This window comes from Mesorhizobium sp. B3-1-7 (assembly GCF_006439385.1).
In the GTDB taxonomy this organism is placed as follows: Bacteria; Pseudomonadota; Alphaproteobacteria; order Rhizobiales; family Rhizobiaceae; genus Mesorhizobium.
This window is the reverse complement of sequence record NZ_VFTL01000009.1, coordinates 60,920-81,367: the sequence shown is the minus strand read 5'-3', so window position 1 is coordinate 81,367 and position 20,448 is coordinate 60,920. Positions and strand designations below refer to the sequence as shown.

The 20,448-nt window shown below is 63.2% G+C and carries 24 protein-coding genes and 1 tRNA gene; 12 read left to right on the top strand and 13 right to left on the bottom strand.

Annotation, left to right across the window (positions count from 1 at the left end; translation table 11 throughout):
* Positions 1-24: 24 nt before the first annotated feature.
* Entirely contained in the window at positions 25-1,299 is a 1,275-nt protein-coding gene (clpX, locus tag FJ417_RS09990) for an ATP-dependent Clp protease ATP-binding subunit ClpX (RefSeq protein WP_140646122.1), read from the bottom strand.
* Positions 1,300-1,590: 291 nt separating this feature from the next.
* Positions 1,591-2,226 (bottom strand): ATP-dependent Clp endopeptidase proteolytic subunit ClpP, encoded by a 636-nt coding sequence (gene clpP, locus FJ417_RS09985; RefSeq protein ID WP_140646123.1) that lies wholly within the window; start codon positions 2,224-2,226, stop codon positions 1,591-1,593.
* Positions 2,227-2,570: 344 nt separating this feature from the next.
* Here clpP and FJ417_RS09980 point away from each other — a divergent pair, with 344 nt between their 5' ends.
* Positions 2,571-3,158, top strand: coding sequence for a hypothetical protein (locus FJ417_RS09980; protein ID WP_140783272.1), 588 nt, complete (start codon positions 2,571-2,573; stop codon positions 3,156-3,158).
* A gap of 130 nt (positions 3,159-3,288) precedes the next feature.
* Here the strand turns inward: FJ417_RS09980 and FJ417_RS09975 are convergent, their stop codons facing one another.
* Together FJ417_RS09975 and cysE are read right to left on the bottom strand one after the other, a co-directional pair.
* A complete protein-coding gene (locus FJ417_RS09975) occupies positions 3,289-3,492 on the bottom strand; it encodes a DUF3126 family protein (protein WP_027166457.1) in 204 nt (67 codons plus the stop codon).
* A gap of 150 nt (positions 3,493-3,642) precedes the next feature.
* Entirely contained in the window at positions 3,643-4,491 is an 849-nt protein-coding gene (gene cysE / locus FJ417_RS09970) for a serine O-acetyltransferase (protein ID WP_140783271.1), read from the bottom strand.
* A gap of 121 nt (positions 4,492-4,612) precedes the next feature.
* Here cysE and FJ417_RS09965 point away from each other — a divergent pair, with 121 nt between their 5' ends.
* A complete protein-coding gene (locus FJ417_RS09965; RefSeq protein WP_140650954.1) occupies positions 4,613-5,218 on the top strand; it encodes a hypothetical protein in 606 nt (201 codons plus the stop codon).
* A 94-nt stretch (positions 5,219-5,312) separates the two neighbouring features.
* Positions 5,313-6,278 carry an agmatinase gene (gene speB / locus FJ417_RS09960; RefSeq protein WP_140783270.1) on the top strand — a complete coding sequence of 322 codons (966 nt, stop codon included), beginning with the start codon at positions 5,313-5,315 and terminating at the stop codon, positions 6,276-6,278.
* Between the two features lie 34 nt (positions 6,279-6,312).
* Here the strand turns inward: speB and FJ417_RS09955 are convergent, their stop codons facing one another.
* The 4 genes from FJ417_RS09955 to FJ417_RS09940 all read right to left on the bottom strand — a co-directional run bounded on the left by FJ417_RS09955 (position 6,313) and on the right by FJ417_RS09940 (position 8,822).
* Entirely contained in the window at positions 6,313-6,813 is a 501-nt protein-coding gene (locus tag FJ417_RS09955; protein WP_140783269.1) for a GNAT family N-acetyltransferase, read from the bottom strand.
* A gap of 22 nt (positions 6,814-6,835) precedes the next feature.
* Entirely contained in the window at positions 6,836-7,603 is a 768-nt protein-coding gene (locus FJ417_RS09950; protein ID WP_140783268.1) for an alpha/beta hydrolase, read from the bottom strand.
* Positions 7,604-7,619: 16 nt separating this feature from the next.
* On the bottom strand, positions 7,620-8,114 hold the full coding sequence (locus FJ417_RS09945; protein ID WP_140783267.1) for a DUF192 domain-containing protein: 495 nt from the start codon (positions 8,112-8,114) through the stop codon (positions 7,620-7,622).
* A 114-nt stretch (positions 8,115-8,228) separates the two neighbouring features.
* Complete coding sequence (locus FJ417_RS09940; RefSeq protein ID WP_140646193.1) at positions 8,229-8,822, bottom strand: cold-shock protein; 594 nt, start codon at positions 8,820-8,822, stop codon at positions 8,229-8,231.
* Between the two features lie 260 nt (positions 8,823-9,082).
* On the opposite strand from FJ417_RS09940, the gene gloA reads away from it, so the two are divergent.
* Both gloA and FJ417_RS09930 read left to right on the top strand, forming a co-directional pair.
* Entirely contained in the window at positions 9,083-9,523 is a 441-nt protein-coding gene (gene gloA / locus FJ417_RS09935; protein ID WP_140783266.1) for a lactoylglutathione lyase, read from the top strand.
* Between the two features lie 123 nt (positions 9,524-9,646).
* Entirely contained in the window at positions 9,647-9,934 is a 288-nt protein-coding gene (locus tag FJ417_RS09930) for a DUF2218 domain-containing protein (RefSeq protein ID WP_140646131.1), read from the top strand.
* Between the two features lie 89 nt (positions 9,935-10,023).
* On the opposite strand, the gene FJ417_RS09925 is transcribed toward FJ417_RS09930, so the two are convergent.
* The gene (locus FJ417_RS09925; RefSeq protein ID WP_140783265.1) at positions 10,024-10,584 is read right to left on the bottom strand and encodes a DUF1697 domain-containing protein; all 561 of its coding nucleotides are present in this window, start codon (positions 10,582-10,584) and stop codon (positions 10,024-10,026) included.
* Complete coding sequence (gene ilvA / locus FJ417_RS09920; RefSeq protein ID WP_140650975.1) at positions 10,581-11,837, bottom strand: threonine ammonia-lyase IlvA; 1,257 nt, start codon at positions 11,835-11,837, stop codon at positions 10,581-10,583. Before ilvA ends, FJ417_RS09925 begins: the two co-directional genes overlap by 4 nt.
* A gap of 233 nt (positions 11,838-12,070) precedes the next feature.
* On the opposite strand from ilvA, the gene FJ417_RS09915 reads away from it, so the two are divergent.
* Together FJ417_RS09915 and FJ417_RS09910 are read left to right on the top strand one after the other, a co-directional pair.
* Positions 12,071-13,147, top strand: a complete 1,077-nt coding sequence (locus FJ417_RS09915) for an alpha/beta hydrolase (protein WP_140646134.1) — start codon at positions 12,071-12,073, stop codon at positions 13,145-13,147.
* Positions 13,148-13,253: 106 nt separating this feature from the next.
* The gene (locus FJ417_RS09910) at positions 13,254-14,417 is read left to right on the top strand and encodes an alpha/beta hydrolase (RefSeq protein ID WP_140783264.1); all 1,164 of its coding nucleotides are present in this window, start codon (positions 13,254-13,256) and stop codon (positions 14,415-14,417) included.
* A gap of 6 nt (positions 14,418-14,423) precedes the next feature.
* Here FJ417_RS09910 and ade read toward each other — a convergent pair whose 3' ends face one another.
* Positions 14,424-16,241 carry an adenine deaminase gene (gene ade, locus FJ417_RS09905; protein WP_140783263.1) on the bottom strand — a complete coding sequence of 606 codons (1,818 nt, stop codon included), beginning with the start codon at positions 16,239-16,241 and terminating at the stop codon, positions 14,424-14,426.
* A gap of 158 nt (positions 16,242-16,399) precedes the next feature.
* Between ade and FJ417_RS09900 the strand changes: the two genes are divergently transcribed.
* Positions 16,400-17,065 carry an outer membrane protein gene (locus tag FJ417_RS09900; protein WP_140783262.1) on the top strand — a complete coding sequence of 222 codons (666 nt, stop codon included), beginning with the start codon at positions 16,400-16,402 and terminating at the stop codon, positions 17,063-17,065.
* 244 nt (positions 17,066-17,309) lie between these two features.
* Here FJ417_RS09900 and FJ417_RS09895 read toward each other — a convergent pair whose 3' ends face one another.
* Positions 17,310-17,537 (bottom strand): hypothetical protein, encoded by a 228-nt coding sequence (locus FJ417_RS09895; RefSeq protein ID WP_140709685.1) that lies wholly within the window; start codon positions 17,535-17,537, stop codon positions 17,310-17,312.
* Between the two features lie 179 nt (positions 17,538-17,716).
* On the opposite strand from FJ417_RS09895, the gene FJ417_RS09890 reads away from it, so the two are divergent.
* Positions 17,717-17,802, top strand: a tRNA-Leu gene (locus FJ417_RS09890).
* A gap of 65 nt (positions 17,803-17,867) precedes the next feature.
* Here the strand turns inward: FJ417_RS09890 and FJ417_RS09885 are convergent.
* Positions 17,868-18,446, bottom strand: coding sequence for an NUDIX domain-containing protein (locus FJ417_RS09885; RefSeq protein WP_140709683.1), 579 nt, complete (start codon positions 18,444-18,446; stop codon positions 17,868-17,870).
* A 169-nt stretch (positions 18,447-18,615) separates the two neighbouring features.
* Here FJ417_RS09885 and FJ417_RS09880 point away from each other — a divergent pair, with 169 nt between their 5' ends.
* The 3 genes from FJ417_RS09880 (at position 18,616) to FJ417_RS09870 (ending at position 20,429) form a co-directional block, all read left to right on the top strand.
* Positions 18,616-19,719 carry an NADH:flavin oxidoreductase/NADH oxidase gene (locus FJ417_RS09880; RefSeq protein ID WP_140783261.1) on the top strand — a complete coding sequence of 368 codons (1,104 nt, stop codon included), beginning with the start codon at positions 18,616-18,618 and terminating at the stop codon, positions 19,717-19,719.
* Between the two features lie 166 nt (positions 19,720-19,885).
* Positions 19,886-20,164 (top strand): DUF982 domain-containing protein, encoded by a 279-nt coding sequence (locus FJ417_RS09875; protein WP_140783260.1) that lies wholly within the window; start codon positions 19,886-19,888, stop codon positions 20,162-20,164.
* Between the two features lie 25 nt (positions 20,165-20,189).
* Positions 20,190-20,429 carry a DUF2188 domain-containing protein gene (locus tag FJ417_RS09870; protein WP_095765137.1) on the top strand — a complete coding sequence of 80 codons (240 nt, stop codon included), beginning with the start codon at positions 20,190-20,192 and terminating at the stop codon, positions 20,427-20,429.
* The last annotated feature ends 19 nt before the right edge of the window (positions 20,430-20,448 follow it).

Genomic DNA, 20,448 nt, shown 5'->3' with positions numbered 1-20,448 from the left:
AAAATTATGGGGTCAAACGCCATTTCAGGCGCTGACATTGCCCTTCTTTTCCTTCTGCTCGGAATAGATGTAGAGCGGCCGGGCGTTGCCGGACACCACCTCTTCCGAGATCACCACTTCGCGCACGCCTTCCAGCGCCGGAAGCTCGAACATCGTGTCGAGCAGGATCGCTTCCATGATCGACCGCAGGCCGCGGGCGCCGGTCTTGCGCTCGATGGCGCGCTTGGCGATCGCCGAAAGCGCGTTCTCGTGGAAGGTCAGGTCGACATTCTCCATCTCGAACAGCCGCTGATACTGCTTGACCAGCGCGTTCTTCGGCTCGGTCAGAATCTGGATCAGCGCCGGCTCGTCGAGGTCTTCCAGCGTCGCCAGGACCGGTAGGCGGCCGACGAATTCCGGGATCAGGCCGAATTTCAGCAGATCTTCCGGCTCGACTTGGCGGAACAGGTCGCCGGTGCGCCGATCCTCGGGCGAGGCCACCGTCGCGCCGAAGCCGATCGAGGTCTTGCGGCCGCGGTCCGAGATGATCTTGTCGAGACCCGCGAAGGCGCCGCCGCAGATGAACAGGATGTTGGCGGTATCGACCTGCAGGAATTCCTGCTGCGGATGCTTGCGGCCGCCCTGCGGCGGCACGGAAGCCACCGTGCCTTCCATGATCTTCAAGAGCGCCTGCTGCACGCCCTCGCCCGACACGTCGCGTGTGATCGAGGGATTGTCCGACTTGCGCGAGATCTTGTCGATTTCGTCGATATAGACGATGCCGCGCTGCGCCCGCTCGACATTGTAGTCGGCCGACTGCAACAGCTTCAGGATGATGTTCTCGACGTCCTCGCCGACGTAGCCGGCCTCGGTCAGTGTCGTGGCGTCGGCCATGGTGAACGGCACGTCGATGATGCGGGCGAGCGTCTGCGCCAACAGCGTCTTGCCGCAGCCGGTCGGGCCGATCAGCAGGATGTTCGACTTGGCCAGCTCGACGTCGTTGCTCTTGCCCGCATGCGCCAGGCGCTTGTAGTGGTTGTGGACCGCCACCGACAGCACGCGCTTGGCGTAGGGCTGGCCGATGACGTAGTCGTCGAGGACCTTGAGGATTTCCTGCGGTGTCGGCACGCCTTCGCGCGACTTCACCATCGAGGTCTTGTTCTCCTCGCGGATGATGTCCATGCACAGTTCGACGCACTCGTCGCAGATGAAAACCGTCGGCCCGGCGATCAGCTTGCGGACTTCGTGCTGGCTCTTGCCGCAAAACGAGCAGTAAAGCGTGTTCTTTGAATCACCGCCGCCGTTGCTGACCTTGCTCATTTTTCTGTCCTTTCACCAACGCCCGCCGGTGGTCTGGCTTTGAGTGACGTCTCACCAATCTATCGCGGGAATCCGCCACCGCCAGTGTCCCGGCTCACACAGCGCATTCCGTACGAAACACAAATCAGAAAACGCGGCAATGATTCGCAGCAACCCCACGCAAAGCTAAGCCGTCGAAAATCAACATAGCCTTAACGTAGGCAATCCCAACGCCTGTGGGAACAGCCAAATGTGGCCGAAATGCCGCAAGACGCGCCAAAACCGCGTTATGCTGCCATTTGCCGTCGATGCTCAGGCGGAAGCCGTGGCTGTCTCGACGGCTTCGCGGCTGGAAATGACCTTGTCGATCAGACCGAAGTCCTTGGCCTCGTCCGCGGTCATGAAATGGTCGCGGTCGAGCGTCTTCTCGATCTCGTCATAGCTCTTGCCGGTGTGCTTGACATAGACCTCGTTCAAGCGGCGCTTCAGCTTGATGATGTCCTGCGCATGACGTTCGATGTCCGAAGCCTGGCCCTGGAAGCCGCCGGACGGCTGATGGACCATGATCCGGGCGTTCGGCGTAGCAAAACGCATGTCCTTGTGGCCGGCGGTCAGGAGCAGCGACCCCATCGACGCGGCCTGGCCGATGCAGAGCGTCGACACCGCCGGCTTGATGAACTGCATGGTGTCGTAGATCGCCATGCCCGAGGTGACGACGCCGCCCGGCGAGTTGATATAGAGGTTTATTTCCTTCTTGGGGTTTTCCGCCTCGAGGAACAAAAGCTGTGCACAAACCAGCGTCGCCATCCCGTCCTCGACCGGACCGGTGATGAAGATGATGCGTTCCTTCAAGAGGCGCGAAAAAATGTCATAGGCACGCTCGCCGCGATTGGTCTGCTCGACCACCATCGGAACGAGGTTCATGTAGGTTTCAACGGGGTTCTTCATGGACTACCCTTGTTGGAGATGGATTCCGGCGCCTCGGTATATCAGCAATCGCGCGGAATCGTTCTGGATTGGTTACGACCTAAATAGGATGTCGGCTCACCCTAGCGCAAGGCCGCCTCTCCTAGCCATCTGGTCAAGTCGAGTAAAGCGCGGCAAGCCCGCAAAGCACGGGCGGCTTGCCCCATGAGGTGGGCCCGGTCCAGCTTGGCGACCAAAGCCATTCGCAAAGGTAGCAATTCCTTAACCGCGCCGCTTAACGAAAAGCCTTGAAATCGCTGTCCGCCCCCGGAGCTTCCGCTACAGTCCTGCGTTGTGAAGGCGTCCTTTTTCAACGGGGGAATGTCATGATCCGCAAAAGCTCCGCATCGCTGGCGGCAGTCGCGATGCTTGCCACCGTCTCCGAAACCGCCGCCGGCGGCCGCGCGCTCGAATGCTATGAGCCGATCCACAGGCCGGCGCTCTACGACACCGTTTACGAGGATGTGATGGTGAGCCCCGGCGGACAGATGGTCGATTACGACGCGCCGATCTACGGCACCTACCAAAGCGTGGACCAGATCGCGCCGGCGCGCGTCACCTATGAGACCGTCCCGGCGGTGACACGCACGGTCTACCACACGGTCAAGGTCGACGATGGCGGTTATGCCTGGGAGTGGCGCGTCATCCACGGCCGCAAGGTGCTGTGCAAGGTATGGCGCAAGGCCCGCTACGCGCGCGTCGCCGAAACGGTAGTGGTCCAGCCGGAGCGCGTCCGGCGCGTCGTTCAGCCGGCGGAATATGAAGCGGTTGCCCACGAAGTGCTGGTGCGGCCGCAGCAAGTCCGCATCCGGGAAATCCCGCCTTCATACGGGACGGTGGCGCGGCGAGTGGTGGTGCGGGAAGGCTCGACCCGTTGGCGGCGGGTGCATATCCCGCGGCACTGCCAGGATTAGAGCAATTTCAGGAAAAGTGCTTCGCGGTTTTCCGTTCGGAATGCGTCAAACAAAGCCCTAGGCGGAATTTTCACCTGTAGGCTGCAACCGGCCGGGCGGCGGTCGCTCCTCGGCCAGAGCTGTTGCTGGCTTAGGCCAGGTCGATGTCGAGAATGGCCATCGAGAAATTATAGTCGCCGTCGTCCTCGTCCTTGAAGACGATGCCGAGGAACTCGTCGCCGACATAGACCTCGGCGGAGTCTTCCTTGCGCGGACGCGCCTTGACCTGCAGCTTGGGGTTCTGGAAGACGCGCTTGAAATAGGCGTCCAGCTTTCTGATTTCGTCAGGCTTCAAAAGTCTTCTCCGAAATGTCGGCCTTGTGCGTTGGAAGGCGCTTCTGACACGCCAACAATGGCCATGTAAAGGCAAGCCGGCACAATTGCATAGGACAAGTCGGCCGAAAACCGGCGGCCGGATTTCGGCGGTTCCCGACGACGGCGGAAATCAGATGTCGAAGCTGACCACGTGGTCCATGCTCTGCGACGGCAGGAGCTGGTCCATCTGCCGCGAAGGCTGGTCGCAACCAGTTTCCCCCACGACCCGGGCGGGCACGCCGGCGACCGTCTTGTTGTGCGGCACGGGCGACAGCACGACCGAGCCGGCGGCGATCTTGGAGCAATGGCCGATCTCGATATTGCCGAGGATCTTGGCGCCGGCGCCGATCAGCACGCCGCGGCGGATCTTCGGATGGCGGTCGCCACTGGCCTTGCCAGTGCCACCCAGCGTCACCCCGTGCAGGATCGACACGTCGTCCTCGATGACGGCCGTCTGGCCGACGACCAGGCCCGTAGCATGGTCGAGGAAGATGCCCTTGCCGATGCGGGCGGCCGGATTGATGTCGGTCTGGAACACCGAGGACGAACGGCTCTGCAGGTAGAGCGCGAAGTCCCTGCGGCCCTGGTTCCACAGCCAATGCGCCAGCCGGTGCGTCTGGATCGCGTGAAAACCCTTGAAATAGAGAACCGGCATGATGAAGCGGTCGCAGGCCGGATCGCGGTCGTAATAGGCCTGGATGTCGACGCGAGCCGTCGTGCTCCACTCCGGATCGTCGTCCAGCATCGCCTTGAAGGTCTGGCGGATGAGATCGGAACCGATATCCTGATGCGCCAGCCGTTCGGCAAGCCGGTGGATCACCGCTTCTTCCAGGCTCTCCTGATTGAGGATGGTCGAATAGAGGAAGGCCGCGAGCAGCGGATCGCGGTTCACCGCCTCCATCGCCTCGTCGCGAATCGACCGCCAGATCGGATCGACCGGCTGCACCATGCTGGGACGGGCAATCGTAACGCTGTTCATCGACGCTCTCCGGCCTTACTCATTCTGCGGCGGCACATATAGGCTAGATCATACCACGGTTGAACTCAATTTTCCTTAGTGCTTTGTCAAATGGACATGGTTCACGCAGATTCAAGCGACGATGGAAAACGAACCCTTGATCGACGAAGCGCTGAAAAGCGAGCTTGCAGCGCTCTACCAGGCTGCGGATCGCCATTATCACGGCTTGGCTCACATCGAAGCGATGCTGGCGCTGGCAAGCGAATACCGGCACCTTCTTGATGACCCGGAGGCCGTCGAAGCGGCGATCTGGTTCCACGACGCCATCTATGACAGCCGCGCCAAGGATAATGAGGCAAAAAGCGCCGAACTGGCCGAGAAAAGGCTCGCCGGGCGCGCCAACCCCCATCGCCTCGCTTGCATCGCGGCCATGATCAACGCCACCGCCACCCACCAGTTGCCGCCGTTCCGCGACGAGGACGCGCTCAACGATGCAGCTCTTTTGCTCGACATGGATCTGGCGATCCTCGGCGCCAGACCTGCGGTCTTCGATGCCTATGAGAACGCGGTCCGGCGGGAATATGGCTGGGTGGAGGAGCCGATGTGGCGCGCCGGTCGAGCCGCCGTCCTCAAGAGCTTCCTGGCCCGCCAGCACATCTTCCATACGACGGAGTTCCGGGATCGGTTCGAGGCGCAGGCGAGGGAAAATCTCGGCCGTTCCCTGCAAGCCCTGCAAGACCAGCGCTGATAGGCCCATACTCCCGCTGGGCTTTGCCCCTATGCCTGAATTCCAGGCCCTGCGATCACTACGGAACGTGAACCGCTCCGGAATGGCCGCCAGCATGGAAAACAGCTTCCACCAACCCGTCGACGCCGCGCAGGTACCGCGATTTGCCGGGCTTTCCACCTTCATGCGGCTGCCGGCCGTACCGACCGCGAAAGGGCTGGACATCGCCCTTGTCGGGATTCCATGGGATGGCGGCACGACCAACCGGGCCGGCGCGCGCCACGGCCCGCGCGAAATCAGGAACCAGTCGAGCCTGATGCGTCGCGTCCACCACGTCTCGGGAACCGAACCGTTCAGCATCGCCAATGTCGCCGACGTAGGCGATCTGTCGGTTAATCCCATCAACCTGCTGGACGGGTTGAAGCGCATCGAGGACGGCATTGCCGCGATCGTGGCGGACGGTGCCCTGCCGCTGGCCGCCGGCGGCGACCATCTGACAACGCTGCCGGTTCTGCGCGCCGTGGCCCGCAAGGCGCCTGTTGGCATGGTTCACTTCGACGCGCATTCTGACACCAACGATCGTTACTTCGGCGACAATCCCTATACGCACGGAACGCCTTTCCGCCGCGCGATCGAGGAAGGGCTGCTCGACCCCAAGCGGGTTGTCCAGATCGGCATCAGAGGCTCGATCTACGAGCCCGGCGAGCACGAATGGGCAACGTCACAGGGCGTGCGCATCATCTATATGGAAGAGTTCGTCAGACGCGGCGCCGCTTCCGTCATGCAGGAAGCGCGCGATCTTGTCGGCGACAGCCCGACCTATGTGACGTTCGACATCGATTGCATCGATCCGTCCATGGCCCCCGGCACCGGTACGCCGGAACTCGGTGGCTTCACGACGCGCGAGGCGCAGGAGATGGTTCGATTGCTGGACGGACTGAATTTCGCCGGCGCCGATGTCGTTGAGGTCGCGCCTCCGTTCGATCTTGCCGGCATGACGGCGCTGGCCGGCGCAACGATGATGTTCGAGCTGCTGTGCGTCATGGCGAGATCCCTCGCCGACAGGAGAGCCCGCGACTAGGGCGATTCCAGAAAAGGCGCGCAGCGCCTTCCGACTAATCCGGAAAGGTCTCGATCCTCTCGGCGTAGCCTCTGAATCCCGCGCGCCCGTAAACCGACTGGGCAGCCGGATGATCATAGGTATCGGTGTGAAGCCAAAGCCTTTGCGGGCCGTGCGACCACGCCGAGCGCAACGCCCGGTCGAGCAGGAACGGCCCCAATCGCTTTCCTTGAAAAGCCGGGACCAGTCCGAAATGAACGAGCTCGATAGCCGCTTCGCCGACATTGTTGAATTCGCAGAAGCCTGCGGCTTCGCCATCGACGCGCAGCACATGGATATGCGTCGAGGTGCTGGCGAGCAGCGTTTCGAGTTCCGCTTCCGGCATGCGCAGACGCTGGTCCCATTGCACCGGTCCGCCGACCGCGCGGTAGAGATGGAGATAGCTTGAAAGACCGATACTCTCGCGCGCCACGATGGCGCCGGGCGAAGGTGACGCAAGCGGAGCGCCCTGAGGCGGCGCCGGCATCTCCATATAGGTGACGAGCAGATCGACCATTGTGAGCCGAGGAGCGCCGCGCTTAGAGCGGGTTTTCGGCGTAGAACTCGAGCACGCGCTGCTTGAAGCTCTTGTCGCCGACGGCGAGCATGTGGTCGCGGCCCTCGATGTGAAAGGCCCTTGCGTTCGGCATCAGGGCTGCGAGTTCGTCGGGCGAGCCGCCGATGTCGTCCTTCGTGCCGACGGCGATCAGCGTCGGCTGGGCGATGCGGGCCATGTCGTCCTCGCTGAGCAGCTCGCGCGACTTGGCGATGCAAGCCGCGAGCGCGCGGCGGTCGCTGCGCGTCTGGTCGGCGAAGGCGCGGAACGAGCGGCCGCGCGGATGCGTGGTCTGGGAGGGGTCTTCCGCCAGCAGGGCGGCCGCGATCGGATCCCAATCGCCGACGCCGTCGACCATGCCGATGCCGAGGCCGCCGAACACCAGCGTGGCCACCTTCTCCGGATCGGAGAGCGCCAGGAAAGCCGAAACGCGCGCGCCCATCGAATAGCCCATGACATGCGCGCGCTCGATGCCGAGATGATCGAGCAGCGCGGCCGCGTCGGACGCCATCTTTTCTGGCGTGTAATCGGCCTCGTCATAGCTCTTCGACGACGAGCCGTGGCCGCGATGGTCGAAGGCGATCGCCCGGTAGCCGGCGTCGTTCAGCGTCTTGAACCAGCCCGGCGAGACCCAGTTGACATAGTGGCTGGAGGCAAAGCCGTGGATCATCAGCACGGGGTCGCCCTGCCCCGAGGCCGGCTGGCGATCGAGATAGGCGAGTTCGAAACCGTCATGGGAAAAGAACTGCATCGGCAGATTTGCTTTTTCAGTTGGCGCCAGTGCCAATAGCCGGGTGGCGCAATAGATCGCCTTCCTTGATGCCATCCCGGGCGGCTGTGCCGGCCTTGAGTTCAAGCACGAAGCGCACGGGTTGTCCCGGCGAGATGATCGCTTCGGATTCGGGCTCGCCGCGCTTGATGGCTTTGATCCTGCCGTCCTGGCCGATGAAGATGAGGTCGAGCGCCATTGGCGTGTTCTTCATCCAGAAGTCCACCTCATCCGTTCTTTCGAAGACGAACAACATACCGTGATCGTCTGCCATGGTCCGGCGAAACATCAGTCCCGCCTCGCGTTCGGCGGAGGTATCGGCGATCTCGATGGAGAAGGAACGCTCGCCCGAACCGGTCGACACCACAAGCGGTGTCCGGTCGACCGGCAGCAGCATCGCATCCGCCGAACTCGGCTTCGCAGCGATGAAATAGGCGGCGAAAACGATCGCGGCGCAGAATATGCCCGCGGTCAGCCAATTGCGATGAGCCATGGGTTACCTCGTCCAGACGCTCGTCCTAAACCATGATCCGGACAAGTGGAACCGGTTTTCGGACAAGATGGTCGCGCCGCGGCAAAGGGACTTTTCGACTGCGTCGAGAAGCCCTCAGTGCGAGACCGACAAGGTACCCATATCGGGGTGGATTTCGGCGGCCATAAGGCCTTTGTCGCCGCGTCCGAAGCGGACGAGCACGACCTGCCCGGGCCGGAGCTCGGTTATGCCGTAGCGCCGCAGCGTCTCCATGTGGACGAAGATATCTTCTGTCTCCTCGCCCCTCGTCAGGAAGCCGAAACCCTTGGTGCGATTGAACCACTTGACCAAGGCCCGCTCGAGGCCGCTCTCCGGGTTGACGGTAACGTGGGTGCGCTGTTCCTGCTCTGCCGGGTGGACAGCCGTTGAGGCATCCATGGAAAGGACGCGGAAAGCCTGCAAGCCGCGCTCGCCCTGTTTGACCAGGCAGACGACCCGCGCGCCCTCGAGCGCCGTCTGGAAGCCGTCCCTTCGAAGACAAGTCACATGGAGGAGAATGTCGCCCGAGACGCCGTCGTCCGGAAGAATGAAGCCGTAGCCCTTCGCCACGTCGAACCATTTGATAGCGCCGGCGATTTCGACAAGCTCGGCGGGGTCGCCGCCATTGTCCCGCTGCAAGGCGTCGTCAAGGCTTCCGTCCCGCCTCGTAAAAGAGGCTTTTTCCCCCATAAGAATGCCCCCCTTTTCAACTGAACCGCAACTGATTCTTGCCAAGAGATTAACACTGCGACTTCCGGGGTGTGCAAGGGCTGACGTGCCTTTTTTCACCGTTCAGCACCGGAAAGGCTGAAATGTCGTTTGCCGGCGCTTCCGGAATCCGAAATCGCAAGGCCTGAAATCGATCGCGCCGCCGCTATTGTCGGACGATTGCCCTTTCCCCGGACGGCCCCTATGGTGCCCCGCAACCCCAACACTTTAAGGAAGCCGCCATGCGTTACCTGCACACAATGGTCCGCGTCGCCGATATCGACCAGTCGCTCGATTTCTACTGCAATAAGCTCGGCCTGAAGGAGGTGCGCCGCTACGAGAACGAGCAGGGCCGCTACACGCTTGTCTTCCTCGCCGCGTCGGAAGACGAGCAGAGCGGCATCAATGAAAAGGCGCCGCTGGTCGAGCTGACCTACAATTGGGACCCGGAAGACTATAAGGGCGGCCGCAATTTCGGCCATCTCGCCTATGAGGTCGACGACATCTACGCCACCTGCCAGAAGCTAATGGACAATGGCGTGACCATCAATCGCCCGCCGCGCGATGGCAACATGGCGTTTATCCGCTCGCCGGACGGCATCTCGATCGAACTGCTGCAGAAAGGCCCGGCCAAGCCCAAGGCCGAACCATGGGCCTCGATGCCGAACACGGGGGCTTGGTAAGGCGGGCGATCCGGCGCCGATTTGACCGGCGACCGCTGGCATTCCGCCAGGCCTTGCCTATCTATCTGCAACTGGCGCCAGCCTCATCCAGGCTGGCGTTTCTTCATCCGTCAGGAGAATTTCATGCCGATCAGCCGCGCCGATGTCGCCACGGAACATGCCAGCCGCTACCTGCAGCAGCTCTGCAAGCACTGGTCGCATAAATTCCCGGTCGAGTTCGACCCGCAGCACGGCGCCATCCAGCTCTCGATCGGCCGCACCGTGATGGACGCCGACGACAAGGCCCTGCACATCGCTCTGGCCGCCGACGACGAAGCTTCGCTGGGGCGGCTGGAGAGCGTCGTCGCCGACCATATCAAGCGCTTCGCCTTCCGCGAGGAATTGAGCTTCGACTGGCAAAAGGCCGCTTAAGTTCCGAAGCAATTCCAGGAAAAGTGCTTCGCGGCTAGGCTCGGCGACTTCGCCGTAGCCTTCCGTCCGGAATTGCGCACAATGATTGGTCAGCCGCCGGCCTTGCCGGCCATTTCGAGCAGCGCCATCACGCTGCGCCAGTTGCGTGCCGTGCCCGGCACCTTCAGCGTGCGCGCAATGAGATTGGCGAAGACCGATTTGCCGAGCCCGTCCGGCGCATGCAGGTAAAGCACGTCGCCCTTGATCTCGAAGCGTTCGGGGCCGTTGCATTTGTCGGAGAGCCGCTGTGTCTCCTCTGCGGTCGGCTCGCGCTCCAACGCATAGGCATGGAGCTTGGTCGGTTCGCCGGCGACCTCGGGATAGGGATTGTCCTTCACCAGCCGCTCGAACCAGCCGGCATCACGCACCATGATGCGCGAATGAAAACCCCATTTCTTCTCGAAGGCCGCCTCGATCTCCCTGGTCAGCGTCGCCGCGTCCTCCTTCTTCGCCCGGAACACGACATTGCCGCTCTGCACATAGGTCGCGACGTCGGCGAAACCGAGGCTTTGGAAGAAGGCCTTGAGCTCCGCCATCTTGACGATGCGGTTGCCGCCGACATTGATGCCGGAAAACAGCGCGACGAAGACCGTGCTCTTTTTTGCGCTCATATGATGAACCCCGCCAGCGTCTCGTTGTCGGTGATGTCTTGATATTGCACGCCCTCGGCGTCGAAATTGGCTTTCAGCAGGTCGAAATTGCGCCTGTCCTTGGTCTCGATGCCGATCAGCACCGAACCGAAATTGCGCGCCGACTTTTTCAGATACTCGAAGCGGGCGATGTCGTCGTCGGGGCCGAGCATTTCGAGGAAATCGCGCAGCGCGCCCGGCCGTTGCGGGAAGCGGATGATGAAATACTTCTTCAGCCCCTCGAAGCGCAGCGCCCTCTCCTTCACGTCCGGCAGCCGCTCGAAGTCGAAATTGCCGCCGGAGACGACAGCGACAATGGTCTTGCCCCTGATTTCCTTGCGCGAAAAATCCTTGAGCGCGTCGATCGCCAGCGCTCCGGCAGGCTCCAGCACGACGCCCTCGACATTGAGCATCTCGATCATGGTGGCGCAGAGCCGGTTCTCCGGGACGAGGCGGACGGCATCGGCGGTGAAGTCCTTGAGATGGCGCAACGGCTCCCGGCCGATCTCGGCCACCGCGGCGCCGTCGACGAAATTGTCGACCTTGGCGAGCTTGACCCGCTTGCCGCCGGCAAGGCTCTCACGCAGGCTTGGCGCGCCCGCCGGCTCGCAGAACACGAAGCGCGGATCGCGATGCTGATCGGCGAAATAATGCGTCACCCCGGCAGCCAGTCCGCCGCCGCCGACCGGCAGCATGACGATGTCGGGCACGCGGGCGCTCGGCATCTGGGCCGCGATCTCGTAGGCGACCGTCGCCTGGCCCTCGATGATGTCCTTGTGGTCGAAGGGCGGCACCATATGCGCGCCAGCGGCTTCCGTGAATTCGAAGGCGGCGCGATAGCAATCGTCGAAGAAGTCGCCGACCAGCCTGATTTCGACGAAATCGCCGCCGAACAGCCGCGTCTTGTCGATCTTCTGCTGCGGCGTCGTCACCGGCATGAACACGACGCCCTTCTTGCCGAAATGGCGGCAGACGAAGGCAAAGCCTTGGGCGTGATTGCCTGCCGAGGCGCAGACGAACAGTTCGGCATTGTTGCCGGCGGCGAGCGCCTTGCGGAAGAAGTTGAAGGCGCCCCTGATCTTGTAGGAACGCACCGGCGTCAGGTCCTCGCGCTTCAAAAGGATGCGGGCGCCTGTCTTCTTCGACAGATAGTCGTTCTCCTGCAGCGGCGTTTCCGTGAAGATTCCGCGGATCGCTTCGGCGGCCACGGCAACGCGGGCGGAAAAGCTGTTCACTGAAAGTCCCTCGTTTCGACAGTCGGCACGCGGCAGAATGGCAATGACCCGTGCCGGCAATCTTCCTGCCGCCGTTTTGGCTTTCGCGCAACAGTGCGATGGCCGCCGCCCGACGCTGAGCCAATTTCCGCTGGACACGACTTACTTTAGCCGCACTTCGGCTGTCCGGGAGGTTTTCGCGGAGGTGGACGGCCAATCGTGGCCGGAATGGAATTGCCAGTGAAAGTGTCGACGTGCGGTTGAAGACAATTCTGATCATTGCCTTTGCCCTGCTGATAGCAGGCTGCGCGGGCCACCAGACGCAGGAAATCCTGGGCAGCGTCGTCGTGCCGACGACGGCGACCGAGATCGCCGGCAACCACTCGATCTTCATCGCCACGACCCGCAAGCGCTCCGACGACCCGAACAAGGTTTTTGACGGCGAACGCTCGGCGACGCTCAACTATGCGCGTGTCAACGTCACCGTTCCCCCCATTCACCAGACCGGCCAGATCGAGCGCCGTTCGCGCGGCAAGTCGAACGACCCGACGAAGTATTTCATGGCCTCCGAAGTCGTCGGCTACGACACGCAGCCGAAATTCGCCAGCGCCCTCAACGCCGACATCGACGCCCGCGGCGGCCGCGTCATGGTTTTCGTCCACGGCTACAACACCGGCTTCGACGACGCAGTCTACCGGCTGACCCAGATCGTCCACGATTCCGGCTATCCGGGGACGCCGGTGCTGTTCTCCTGGGCTTCCGGTGCCAAGACCACGGACTATGTCTATGACAAGGAAAGCGCCGCCGCCGCCCGCGACCAGCTGGAAGTGACGTTGCGGATGCTGGCGCAGACCGGCGCCCGGCGCATCGACATCGTCGCCCACTCGATGGGAACCTGGGTGACGATGGAGACGCTGCGCCAGCTCGCCATCACCGGCGATCGCGATCTCAGCGGCAAGCTCGGCGACGTCGTGCTCGCCTCGCCCGACATCGATGTCGACGTCTTCAAGAGCCAGATGCGCCGCTATGGCAAGCCGGACAAGCCCTTCATCCTGCTCCTGTCGGACGACGACCGGGCACTGAGGCTCTCCGGCCTGATCGCCGGCTCGCGGCCGCGCGTCGGCGATTATCGGGATGCCGCCGACCTCGCCTCCTATGGCGTCACCGTGGTCGACCTTTCCAAGGTCAAGGGCGCTGACAGCTTCAACCACACCAAATTCGCCGACAATCCGATGATGGTGCAGATGATCGGACAGCGTCTGCGCGAGGACGACGGCTTTGCCAGCGATCGTGATGTGACGGACCGCATCCGTCAGTTGGCTGCGCAGTAACCGTATCCGCGCGGGTTCCGCGCCCGCAGGGACTTTGAACTGGACCCGGCCGCTCTCTGGCTTTATCGGAGTAGCAAGAGAGGTTGCCGCCCTTGGGGGATCCCGGGTGACTGTGCATGTGAAGATCGTTGTCGGCCTTGCCTTCACGCTCGCCCTCGCCGGCTGCGCCGGTCCCACGCATGACCTGCTCAACCGCAAGGCGGTCGCGGCGCCTGCCTCCGACATAGCCGGCACACACGAGATCTTCGTCGCCACGACCCGCCAGCAGGCGACCAAGGATCCGCGCCAGGTCTTCGACGGCGACCGTTCGCTGACCACCCTCTATGCCCGCGTCGACGTCACCGTGCCGAAGATCCATCAGGTCGGCGCGATCGAGCGCGCCAAGGGCTCGGCCGACTCTAACCCGGCCAAGCAGTTCACCGCCACCGATGTCGTCCACTATGGCGACGCGCGGCAATTCGCCAAGGCGGTCGGCGCCGACATTTCTATGCGCGGCGACCGCGCCTTGGTGTTCGTGCACGGCTTCAACAACGGTTTTGACGACGGCATCTACCGCATCACGCAGATCGCGCACGACACCAAATATCCGGGTACGCCGGTGCTGTTCTCATGGGCGTCGAGCGCCAAGGCGACCGGCTACATCTACGACAAGGACAGTTCGACCGCCGCGCGCGACGACCTCGAGGCGACGCTGCGGATGCTTGCCAAGACGAAGGTCAAGAGCATCGACATCATCGCCCATTCGATGGGCACCTGGCTGACGATGGAAGCGCTGCGCCAGCTCGCCATCACCGGCGACCGCGATCTCAATGGCAAGCTCGGCTACGTCATCCTCGCCTCGCCCGACATCGACGTCGATGTCTTCAAGAAGCAGATGATCCGCTACGGCAAGCCCGACAAGCCCTTCGCCATCCTGCTTTCGGGCGACGACCGGGCGCTGAAGCTGTCGAGCTTCATTTCCGGCGACAAGCCGCGCGTCGGCGACTACGGCAACGCGGCCGATCTCGCCAATTATGGCGTAACGGTCGTCGACCTGACCCAAGCCAAGGGCGGCGACGGCGGCCTGAACCATGCCAAATTCGCCGACAACCCGATCCTGGTGCAACTGCTGGGCAACCGGCTGCGCACGCCGGCCGGGCTTGCTTCGGACGAGCCCGACCCGGCGCAGCTCAATAATATCGGCCAGGGCCTTGGCAAGGCGGTCGGCTCGGTCGCCGAGGTCGTCATCACCACGCCGTTCAAGGTGCTGACCATCGCCACCGGCGGATGACTTGCCCTAGATAAAAAGATCGACCTTCTGGAACGTCGTCACGTCGACAAGGCCGACGTCCGAGATCCTGAGTTCCGGAATGACCACTAGCGCCAGCAGCGAGTGCTGCATATAGGCGTTGTTGAGCGAGCAGCCGACCTTGCGCATCGCCTCGGTCAGTTGCTCGGCCTTGGCCGCGACGATCTCGGCGCGTTCGTCGGACATCAGGCCGGCGATCGGCATCTCGACCAGCGCCAGTTCCTTGCCCTTGGAATAAAGCACGACGCCGCCGCCCACCTCGCTCAGCCGGTTGACGGCCAAAGCCATGTCCTCCTTGTTGGTGCCGACGACGATGATGTGGTGCGCGTCATGCGCCACGCTGGACGCCATCGCGCAGTCTTTGACATAGCCGAATCCGGAAACGAAGGCGTTGGTGACGCCGCCGGTGCCGCGATGCCGCTCGACCAGGGCGATCTGGCAGATGTCGTTGCGGCGATCCATGGCGACCAGCCCGTCCTCGACCGGCAGGTCGGCTTCCAGAGCGCGCGTCGGCGCCTGGTTCTCGATCACGCCGATCACCCGCGCCCGCACCTCGTTGGCGCCCTGCGGCGCGGGAATGTCGAAGTCCTTCGCCGCGAGCTTCTTGCCGAGCTTGACCGTGTTCTTCGCCGATTGCGGATAGTCATAGGCCGCAATGTCGACCTCCAGCTTGCCGCCCTTCGCCAGCCGGACGCCGCGGGCATAGACCTCGTCTATGGTCATCTGGGCAAGGTCCGAAACGATCAGCAGATCGGCGAGCCGTCCGGGCGCGATGGAGCCGATCTCGCGCTCCAGCCTGAAATGCTGCGCGGTGTTGAGCGTCGCCATCTGGATCGCGGTCACCGGCTTCAGGCCCTGGCTGATGGCGTGCCGCACCACCCGGTCCATATGGCCTTCATGCACGAGCGTGCCGGAATGGCTGTCATCGGTGCACAGGATGAAGCTACGCGGGTCGATGCCGCCTTCCGTCACCGCCTTGATCTGCGCCGCGACGTCGTACCAGGCCGACCCCAGCCTCAGCATCGCCTTCATGCCCTGGCGCACACGCGCGATCGCATCCTCGGCACGTGTGCCTTCATGGTCGTCCTCCGCCCCGCCCGCGACATAGCCATGGAACGGCAGGCCGAGATCAGGCGATGCATAATGCCCGCCGACCGTCTTGCCGGCCTTGACCGTCTCGGCGATCTCGCCCGACATCACCGGATCGTTGGCGGCGACGCCCGGGAAATTCATCACCTCGCCGAGGCCGATGATGTTTTCCCAGGTCATGGCCTCGGCCACGTCGGCGACCGTCAATTCGGCGCCGGCATGTTCCAGCCCCGGCGCCGAGGGCACGCAGGACGGCATCTGCACGTGCACGTTGATCGGCATCGCGACCGCCTCGTCATGCATCAGCCGCACGCCCGGCAATCCAAGCACATTGGCGATCTCGTGCGGGTCGATGAACATCGAGGTCGTGCCGTGCGGGATGACCGCGCGGCAGAACTCCGTCACCGTCACCATGCCGCTCTCGACGTGCATGTGCGCGTCGCAAAGGCCGGGCACCAGATAGCGCCCGCCGGCATCGACGACCTTCGTCCCCTGCCCGATGGCATGACCGGCGTTCGGCCCGCAATAGGCGAAACGGCCGGCGGCGATCGCGATATCGGTGCCGGGGATGATCTCGCCCGAATGGACGTTCACCCAGCGACCGTTGCGGATGACCAGATCGGCCGGCTTTCGGCCCATCGCGACGTCGACCAGATGTGTCGCCACCTCCGTCCACGGCTTTGGCTTTGCGGCGCTTGTCGCCTTGGCGTTCGTCATCGGCGAGTCCTCTGCATGGGCCACTTTGGCAAATGTCGGCGTCCGGAGCCAGAGCGTCAGGTCGTAAACCACTGTTGCAGAGATGCAATTCCGTTTCGTGGCGAATGGAGCTAGTCTGTTGCGAGGAGTTGTTCGAAACCGCCATTTCGGAGCGCTCGATGCGTCGACTGACGTTCGCCAGTGCTGGCTTTCTTGCCCTGCTGTCCGGATCTGCCCGGGCGGCGGATCTGGGTAGCGATCTGCCGATGACCGCAGCCGGCTTCGACTGGACCGGCTATTATGCCGGCATGCAGGCCGGCTATGGCTGGGGCCGGTCCGAAATCACCGGCGATGATGGCGGCCCATTTTCGGTGAAGCCCGACATCGACGGCGGTTTCGTCGGCGGCCATGTCGCGGGACTCTGGCAGTTCGACCAGGCTGTGATCGGCGCCGAGGCCGATCTCAACTACGCCTCGATCGACGGCACCGCCGACGCCGGGCCGGGAAACACATTCGGCACCGACGTCAAGTGGTTCGGATCGATCAATGCCAAGGCCGGCTACGCCATGGATCGCGTGCTGATCTATGGCATCGGCGGCGTCGCTTTCGCCGGCATCGAAACCTCGCAGGCGGCAGGCTCGACCTTTGCCCGAACCCGCACCAGCACCGGCTGGACGCTCGGCGCCGGCGTCGACTATGCCCTGACCAACAATGTCGTCGTCGGCGCGCAATACCGCTACTACGATTTCGGCAAGGAGCATTTCGATGCGCCGGACACCTTCGCCGACCGCGATCAGGACGTGAAGCTGCAGACGCTTGGCGTGAATTTCAGCTATAAGTTCTGAGGCTTGCGACGCCGCGACGATGCGGAACACCCCTCCTGCATCTCTTGAAAATTCAGGTGGCCGGCGCCCGCAGGGGGCGGGGGAATGGGTAGGGGCCTGATAGACGCCGGCCTCGGCGGATCGATCCGCCGCGTGGCCAAACCTAGCGCTCCTTCAGCAATCCGTAATTCCGCGATCGCGCCACTTTGCCACCTTGCGGACGAACATGGCTGATATGCTTCGCCGAAAGGTTGCGGGCGACCGGTCAGGATCGGCGCGAGACGGTCTTTCCCTCCGGCATCGCCTCGAGGCATTCCTCCAGCCGCCGCAGCCGCGCTTTTTGCCAGCGCAGCGTGTGCGCGACTTCATGCAGGTTCCATTTGGCCTTCGAATTGGCGGCCTCGATCAGCCCCCGCTCGAGCCGATCGATCTCGGAGCGCAGCTGCCGCGCCTCCGCCTCCCGTAGCCCTCTGATCCAGCCTGCCCCACGCATGGTTCCACCATCAAAGCCGGCAATATGCTCGCAGACAAACGCTAATGAGATCGGTTTGGAGAAACTGGTATTTTAAACATCACTAATATTAAATCTGCACCGCGAAGGGAGCAGGACGGCGATCCCGATCCGAAACATGGCTTGACGGCTCATATCAGGCATCTGAAAAGGGCACGCCTGCGGACGTGGCGGAATTGGTAGACGCAAGGGACTTAAAATCCCTCGATCTCTGATCGTACGGGTTCGATTCCCGTCGTCCGCACCAGCCTTCGCTCTTCGAGCTTCGGCTGGCAGGCCACCGAACGCCGAAGCATCGCAGCCGAGACAGAGTCAAACCTTGATCGGATTGAGCTTCAGATGCTGGATCAGGATGATCGTCTTGGCGTCGACGATGCGGCCGTCGGCGATACCGGCCAGCGCCTCGTCCAATGGCATTTCCAGAACCTCGATGTCCTCGCCTTCCTCCGGTGAGCCGCCGCCGGCCGAGATGCAGTCGGCCGGCGAATAGCGCGCGGTGAAGAACCAGAGCCGTTCCGTCACGCTGCCCGGGCTCATGAACGGCGAAAACAGCCGCTCGACATCCTTCAGGTGGTAACCCAGCTCCTCCTCCGCTTCCTTGCGGATGGCGGTTTCGGGATCGTTTTCGTCAAGCAAGCCGGCGCAAGCCTCGATCAGCGGCTCGCGGTGGCCCACGGCGTAAGCCGGGAACCGGAACTGCCGCACCAGAAGGACGGTCGAGCGTTGCGGATCGAAGGGCAGGATCACCGCGCCGTCGCCGCGATCGTAGGTCTGGCGGGTCTGTGTCTCCCATCGCCCGTCGCGGCGGCGATAGTCGAGCACCGTCTTCTTCAGCACCGCCCAGTCGTCCGAAAGGACCTCCTCGGAACGGATGCGAACGCGATCTTCCATGACGATCTCCGTATTCGTGGCAAAGGGGTAACGATGAAAGGTGACGCACGCAATCCAGGAAACCGATTGGCCTCGAAACCGACTGGTCCAGCGGGCGTTTCACCGGCTCGTGTCTGGCGCGACGCGCCGCGACTGCCTAGATAGCGGTATCTTCCCAGGAGCCCGTTTCATGACGTCATCGCTGTTCCAGCCGATCACCCTCGGCGGCCTCATCTTCTCCAACCGCATCGCGGTCGCCCCCATGTGCCAGTATTCGGCCGAGGACGGCTCGGCCAGCGACTGGCATCTCTATCATTGGATGAACCTGGCAATGTCGGGCGCCGGCATGGTCACCGTCGAGATGACCGATGTCGAGCGGCGCGGGCGCATCTCGCACGGCTGCCTCGGGCTTTATTCCGACGACAACGAGGCGGCCGCCAAGCGCACGCTCGACGCCGCCAGGCGCGTCGCCGCGCCCGGCACGAAATTCGGCGTCCAGCTCGCTCATGCCGGCCGCAAGGCCTCCAACCGCAAACCTTGGGAAGGCGGCGGTCCGCTGCAGCCTGGCGAAGACCCCTGGCAGACGGTTTCGGCCTCCGCCATCGCCTATGACACGGGCTGGAATGTGCCGCATGCGCTGGAGGATGACGAGATCCTGGAACTCATTGCGCGTTTTGCGCAGTCGGCGGTGCGCGCCGAACGCGCCGGCTTCGACTTTGCCGAACTGCACGCCGCGCATGGCTATCTGATCTTCCAGTTCCTCTCGCCGCTCTCCAACCAGCGGACGGACCGCTGGGGCGGGTCGCTGGAAAACCGCATGCGCTTCGTTCTCGAAATCGCAAGGGCGGTGAGGAAGGCTGCCCCGTCCATGATGCTGGGGGCGCGCCTTTCGGTGAAGGAATGGGTCGCGGGCGGTTTCGACGTCGAGGACGCGATCGAGGTGGCCAAGGCGCTGAAGACCGAGGGCGTCGCCTATTTGTGCTGCTCCAGCGGCGGCAATTCGCCCCTGCAGCAGGTGCCGCCCGGCCCCGGCTACCAGGTGCATCTGGCGGAAGCCGTGCGCAAGGGCGCCGGCATCCCGACGCGCGCCGTGGGACTGATCGACGACCCGAGCCAGGCCGAGGCGATCGTTGCCGGCGGTCATGCCGACATGGTGGCGCTGGCGCGTGCATTCCTCGCCGACCCGCGCTGGGGCTGGCGCGCGGCGGCGGCGTTCGGCGAGGAAATCCATCCGGCGCCGCAACTGGCGCGCTCGGTGACGACGATGCGGCATTGGATGAAGGCCGCCGGCTAAAGCAATTCCAGGAAAAGTGCGACACGGTCAGGCTCGGCGGCTTCGCCGTGGCCTTCCGTCCGGAATTGCATCAAAACAAAACCGGAAATCGGCAGGGTCCTGAGACGTTTGGGCGCAGGATCCTCGTCACAACTGCAACCAATTTGGCCGCTTTACGTTGGCGGCCATGATGGACAACAAACCCTTTGAAAAGCCGGTGGTGGTCGAACTCGGCCATGTCGGCAAATATCGCCAAATCCGAAGCACCCGCGAAGCCGCCGAGTGCCTGATGACCGTTTGGCCGCTCAATCGCGGCGATCGCCATCGTGATGCTCTCGACACTTGCCTCAAAGCGCTAGAAGGTTATCGTTCGACAGCGGACGCACGTCGCGCCCTCGTCGAGGCCGCCAGGGAATCGGAAGTTCTGGTTCCCGACGACAGGCTGCCCGACGGAAAGCTGCACTGAGCATGCTTCTTAACCGGAGGATTCCATGGCGAAGCTGACTTACAAGATCGTCGAGCATGATGGCGGCTGGGCCTACAAGGTCGGCTCAACGTTTTCCGAGACTTTCCGCACGCACCAGGAGGCGCTGCGCGCCGCCGAGATCGCCTCGTCCGAGCAGCAGGTCGCCGGTACCACCGACGGCATCCAATATGAGGACGCCGAAGGCACGTGGCATGACGAGCTTGCCGACGGCCGCGACCGGCCGCAGACCGAAGTCTCCGACTAAGAATTGGAACCGCCCCGCG

Bases quoted from the DNA above. Each gene is read 5' to 3' on its own strand.
- FJ417_RS09885 (WP_140709683.1), bottom strand. From the start codon at position 18,446: ATGGAAGATCGCGTTCGCATCCGTTCCGAGGAGGTCCTTTCGGACGAC.
- FJ417_RS09875 (WP_140783260.1), top strand. From the start codon at position 19,886: ATGATGGACAACAAACCCTTTGAAAAGCCGGTGGTGGTCGAACTCGGC.
- FJ417_RS09880 (WP_140783261.1), top strand. From the start codon at position 18,616: ATGACGTCATCGCTGTTCCAGCCGATCACCCTCGGCGGCCTCATCTTC.
- clpX (WP_140646122.1), bottom strand. From the start codon at position 1,299: ATGAGCAAGGTCAGCAACGGCGGCGGTGATTCAAAGAACACGCTTTAC.
- FJ417_RS09965 (WP_140650954.1), top strand. From the start codon at position 4,613: ATGGAAAACGAACCCTTGATCGACGAAGCGCTGAAAAGCGAGCTTGCA.
- FJ417_RS09925 (WP_140783265.1), bottom strand. From the start codon at position 10,584: ATGAGCGCAAAAAAGAGCACGGTCTTCGTCGCGCTGTTTTCCGGCATC.
- FJ417_RS09955 (WP_140783269.1), bottom strand. From the start codon at position 6,813: ATGGTCGATCTGCTCGTCACCTATATGGAGATGCCGGCGCCGCCTCAG.
- gloA (WP_140783266.1), top strand. From the start codon at position 9,083: ATGCGTTACCTGCACACAATGGTCCGCGTCGCCGATATCGACCAGTCG.
- FJ417_RS09940 (WP_140646193.1), bottom strand. From the start codon at position 8,822: ATGGGGGAAAAAGCCTCTTTTACGAGGCGGGACGGAAGCCTTGACGAC.
- clpP (WP_140646123.1), bottom strand. From the start codon at position 2,226: ATGAAGAACCCCGTTGAAACCTACATGAACCTCGTTCCGATGGTGGTC.
- FJ417_RS09895 (WP_140709685.1), bottom strand. From the start codon at position 17,537: ATGCGTGGGGCAGGCTGGATCAGAGGGCTACGGGAGGCGGAGGCGCGG.
- FJ417_RS09870 (WP_095765137.1), top strand. From the start codon at position 20,190: ATGGCGAAGCTGACTTACAAGATCGTCGAGCATGATGGCGGCTGGGCC.
- speB (WP_140783270.1), top strand. From the start codon at position 5,313: ATGGAAAACAGCTTCCACCAACCCGTCGACGCCGCGCAGGTACCGCGA.
- FJ417_RS09950 (WP_140783268.1), bottom strand. From the start codon at position 7,603: ATGCAGTTCTTTTCCCATGACGGTTTCGAACTCGCCTATCTCGATCGC.
- ade (WP_140783263.1), bottom strand. From the start codon at position 16,241: ATGACGAACGCCAAGGCGACAAGCGCCGCAAAGCCAAAGCCGTGGACG.
- FJ417_RS09930 (WP_140646131.1), top strand. From the start codon at position 9,647: ATGCCGATCAGCCGCGCCGATGTCGCCACGGAACATGCCAGCCGCTAC.
- FJ417_RS09945 (WP_140783267.1), bottom strand. From the start codon at position 8,114: ATGGCTCATCGCAATTGGCTGACCGCGGGCATATTCTGCGCCGCGATC.
- FJ417_RS09980 (WP_140783272.1), top strand. From the start codon at position 2,571: ATGATCCGCAAAAGCTCCGCATCGCTGGCGGCAGTCGCGATGCTTGCC.
- cysE (WP_140783271.1), bottom strand. From the start codon at position 4,491: ATGAACAGCGTTACGATTGCCCGTCCCAGCATGGTGCAGCCGGTCGAT.
- FJ417_RS09900 (WP_140783262.1), top strand. From the start codon at position 16,400: ATGCGTCGACTGACGTTCGCCAGTGCTGGCTTTCTTGCCCTGCTGTCC.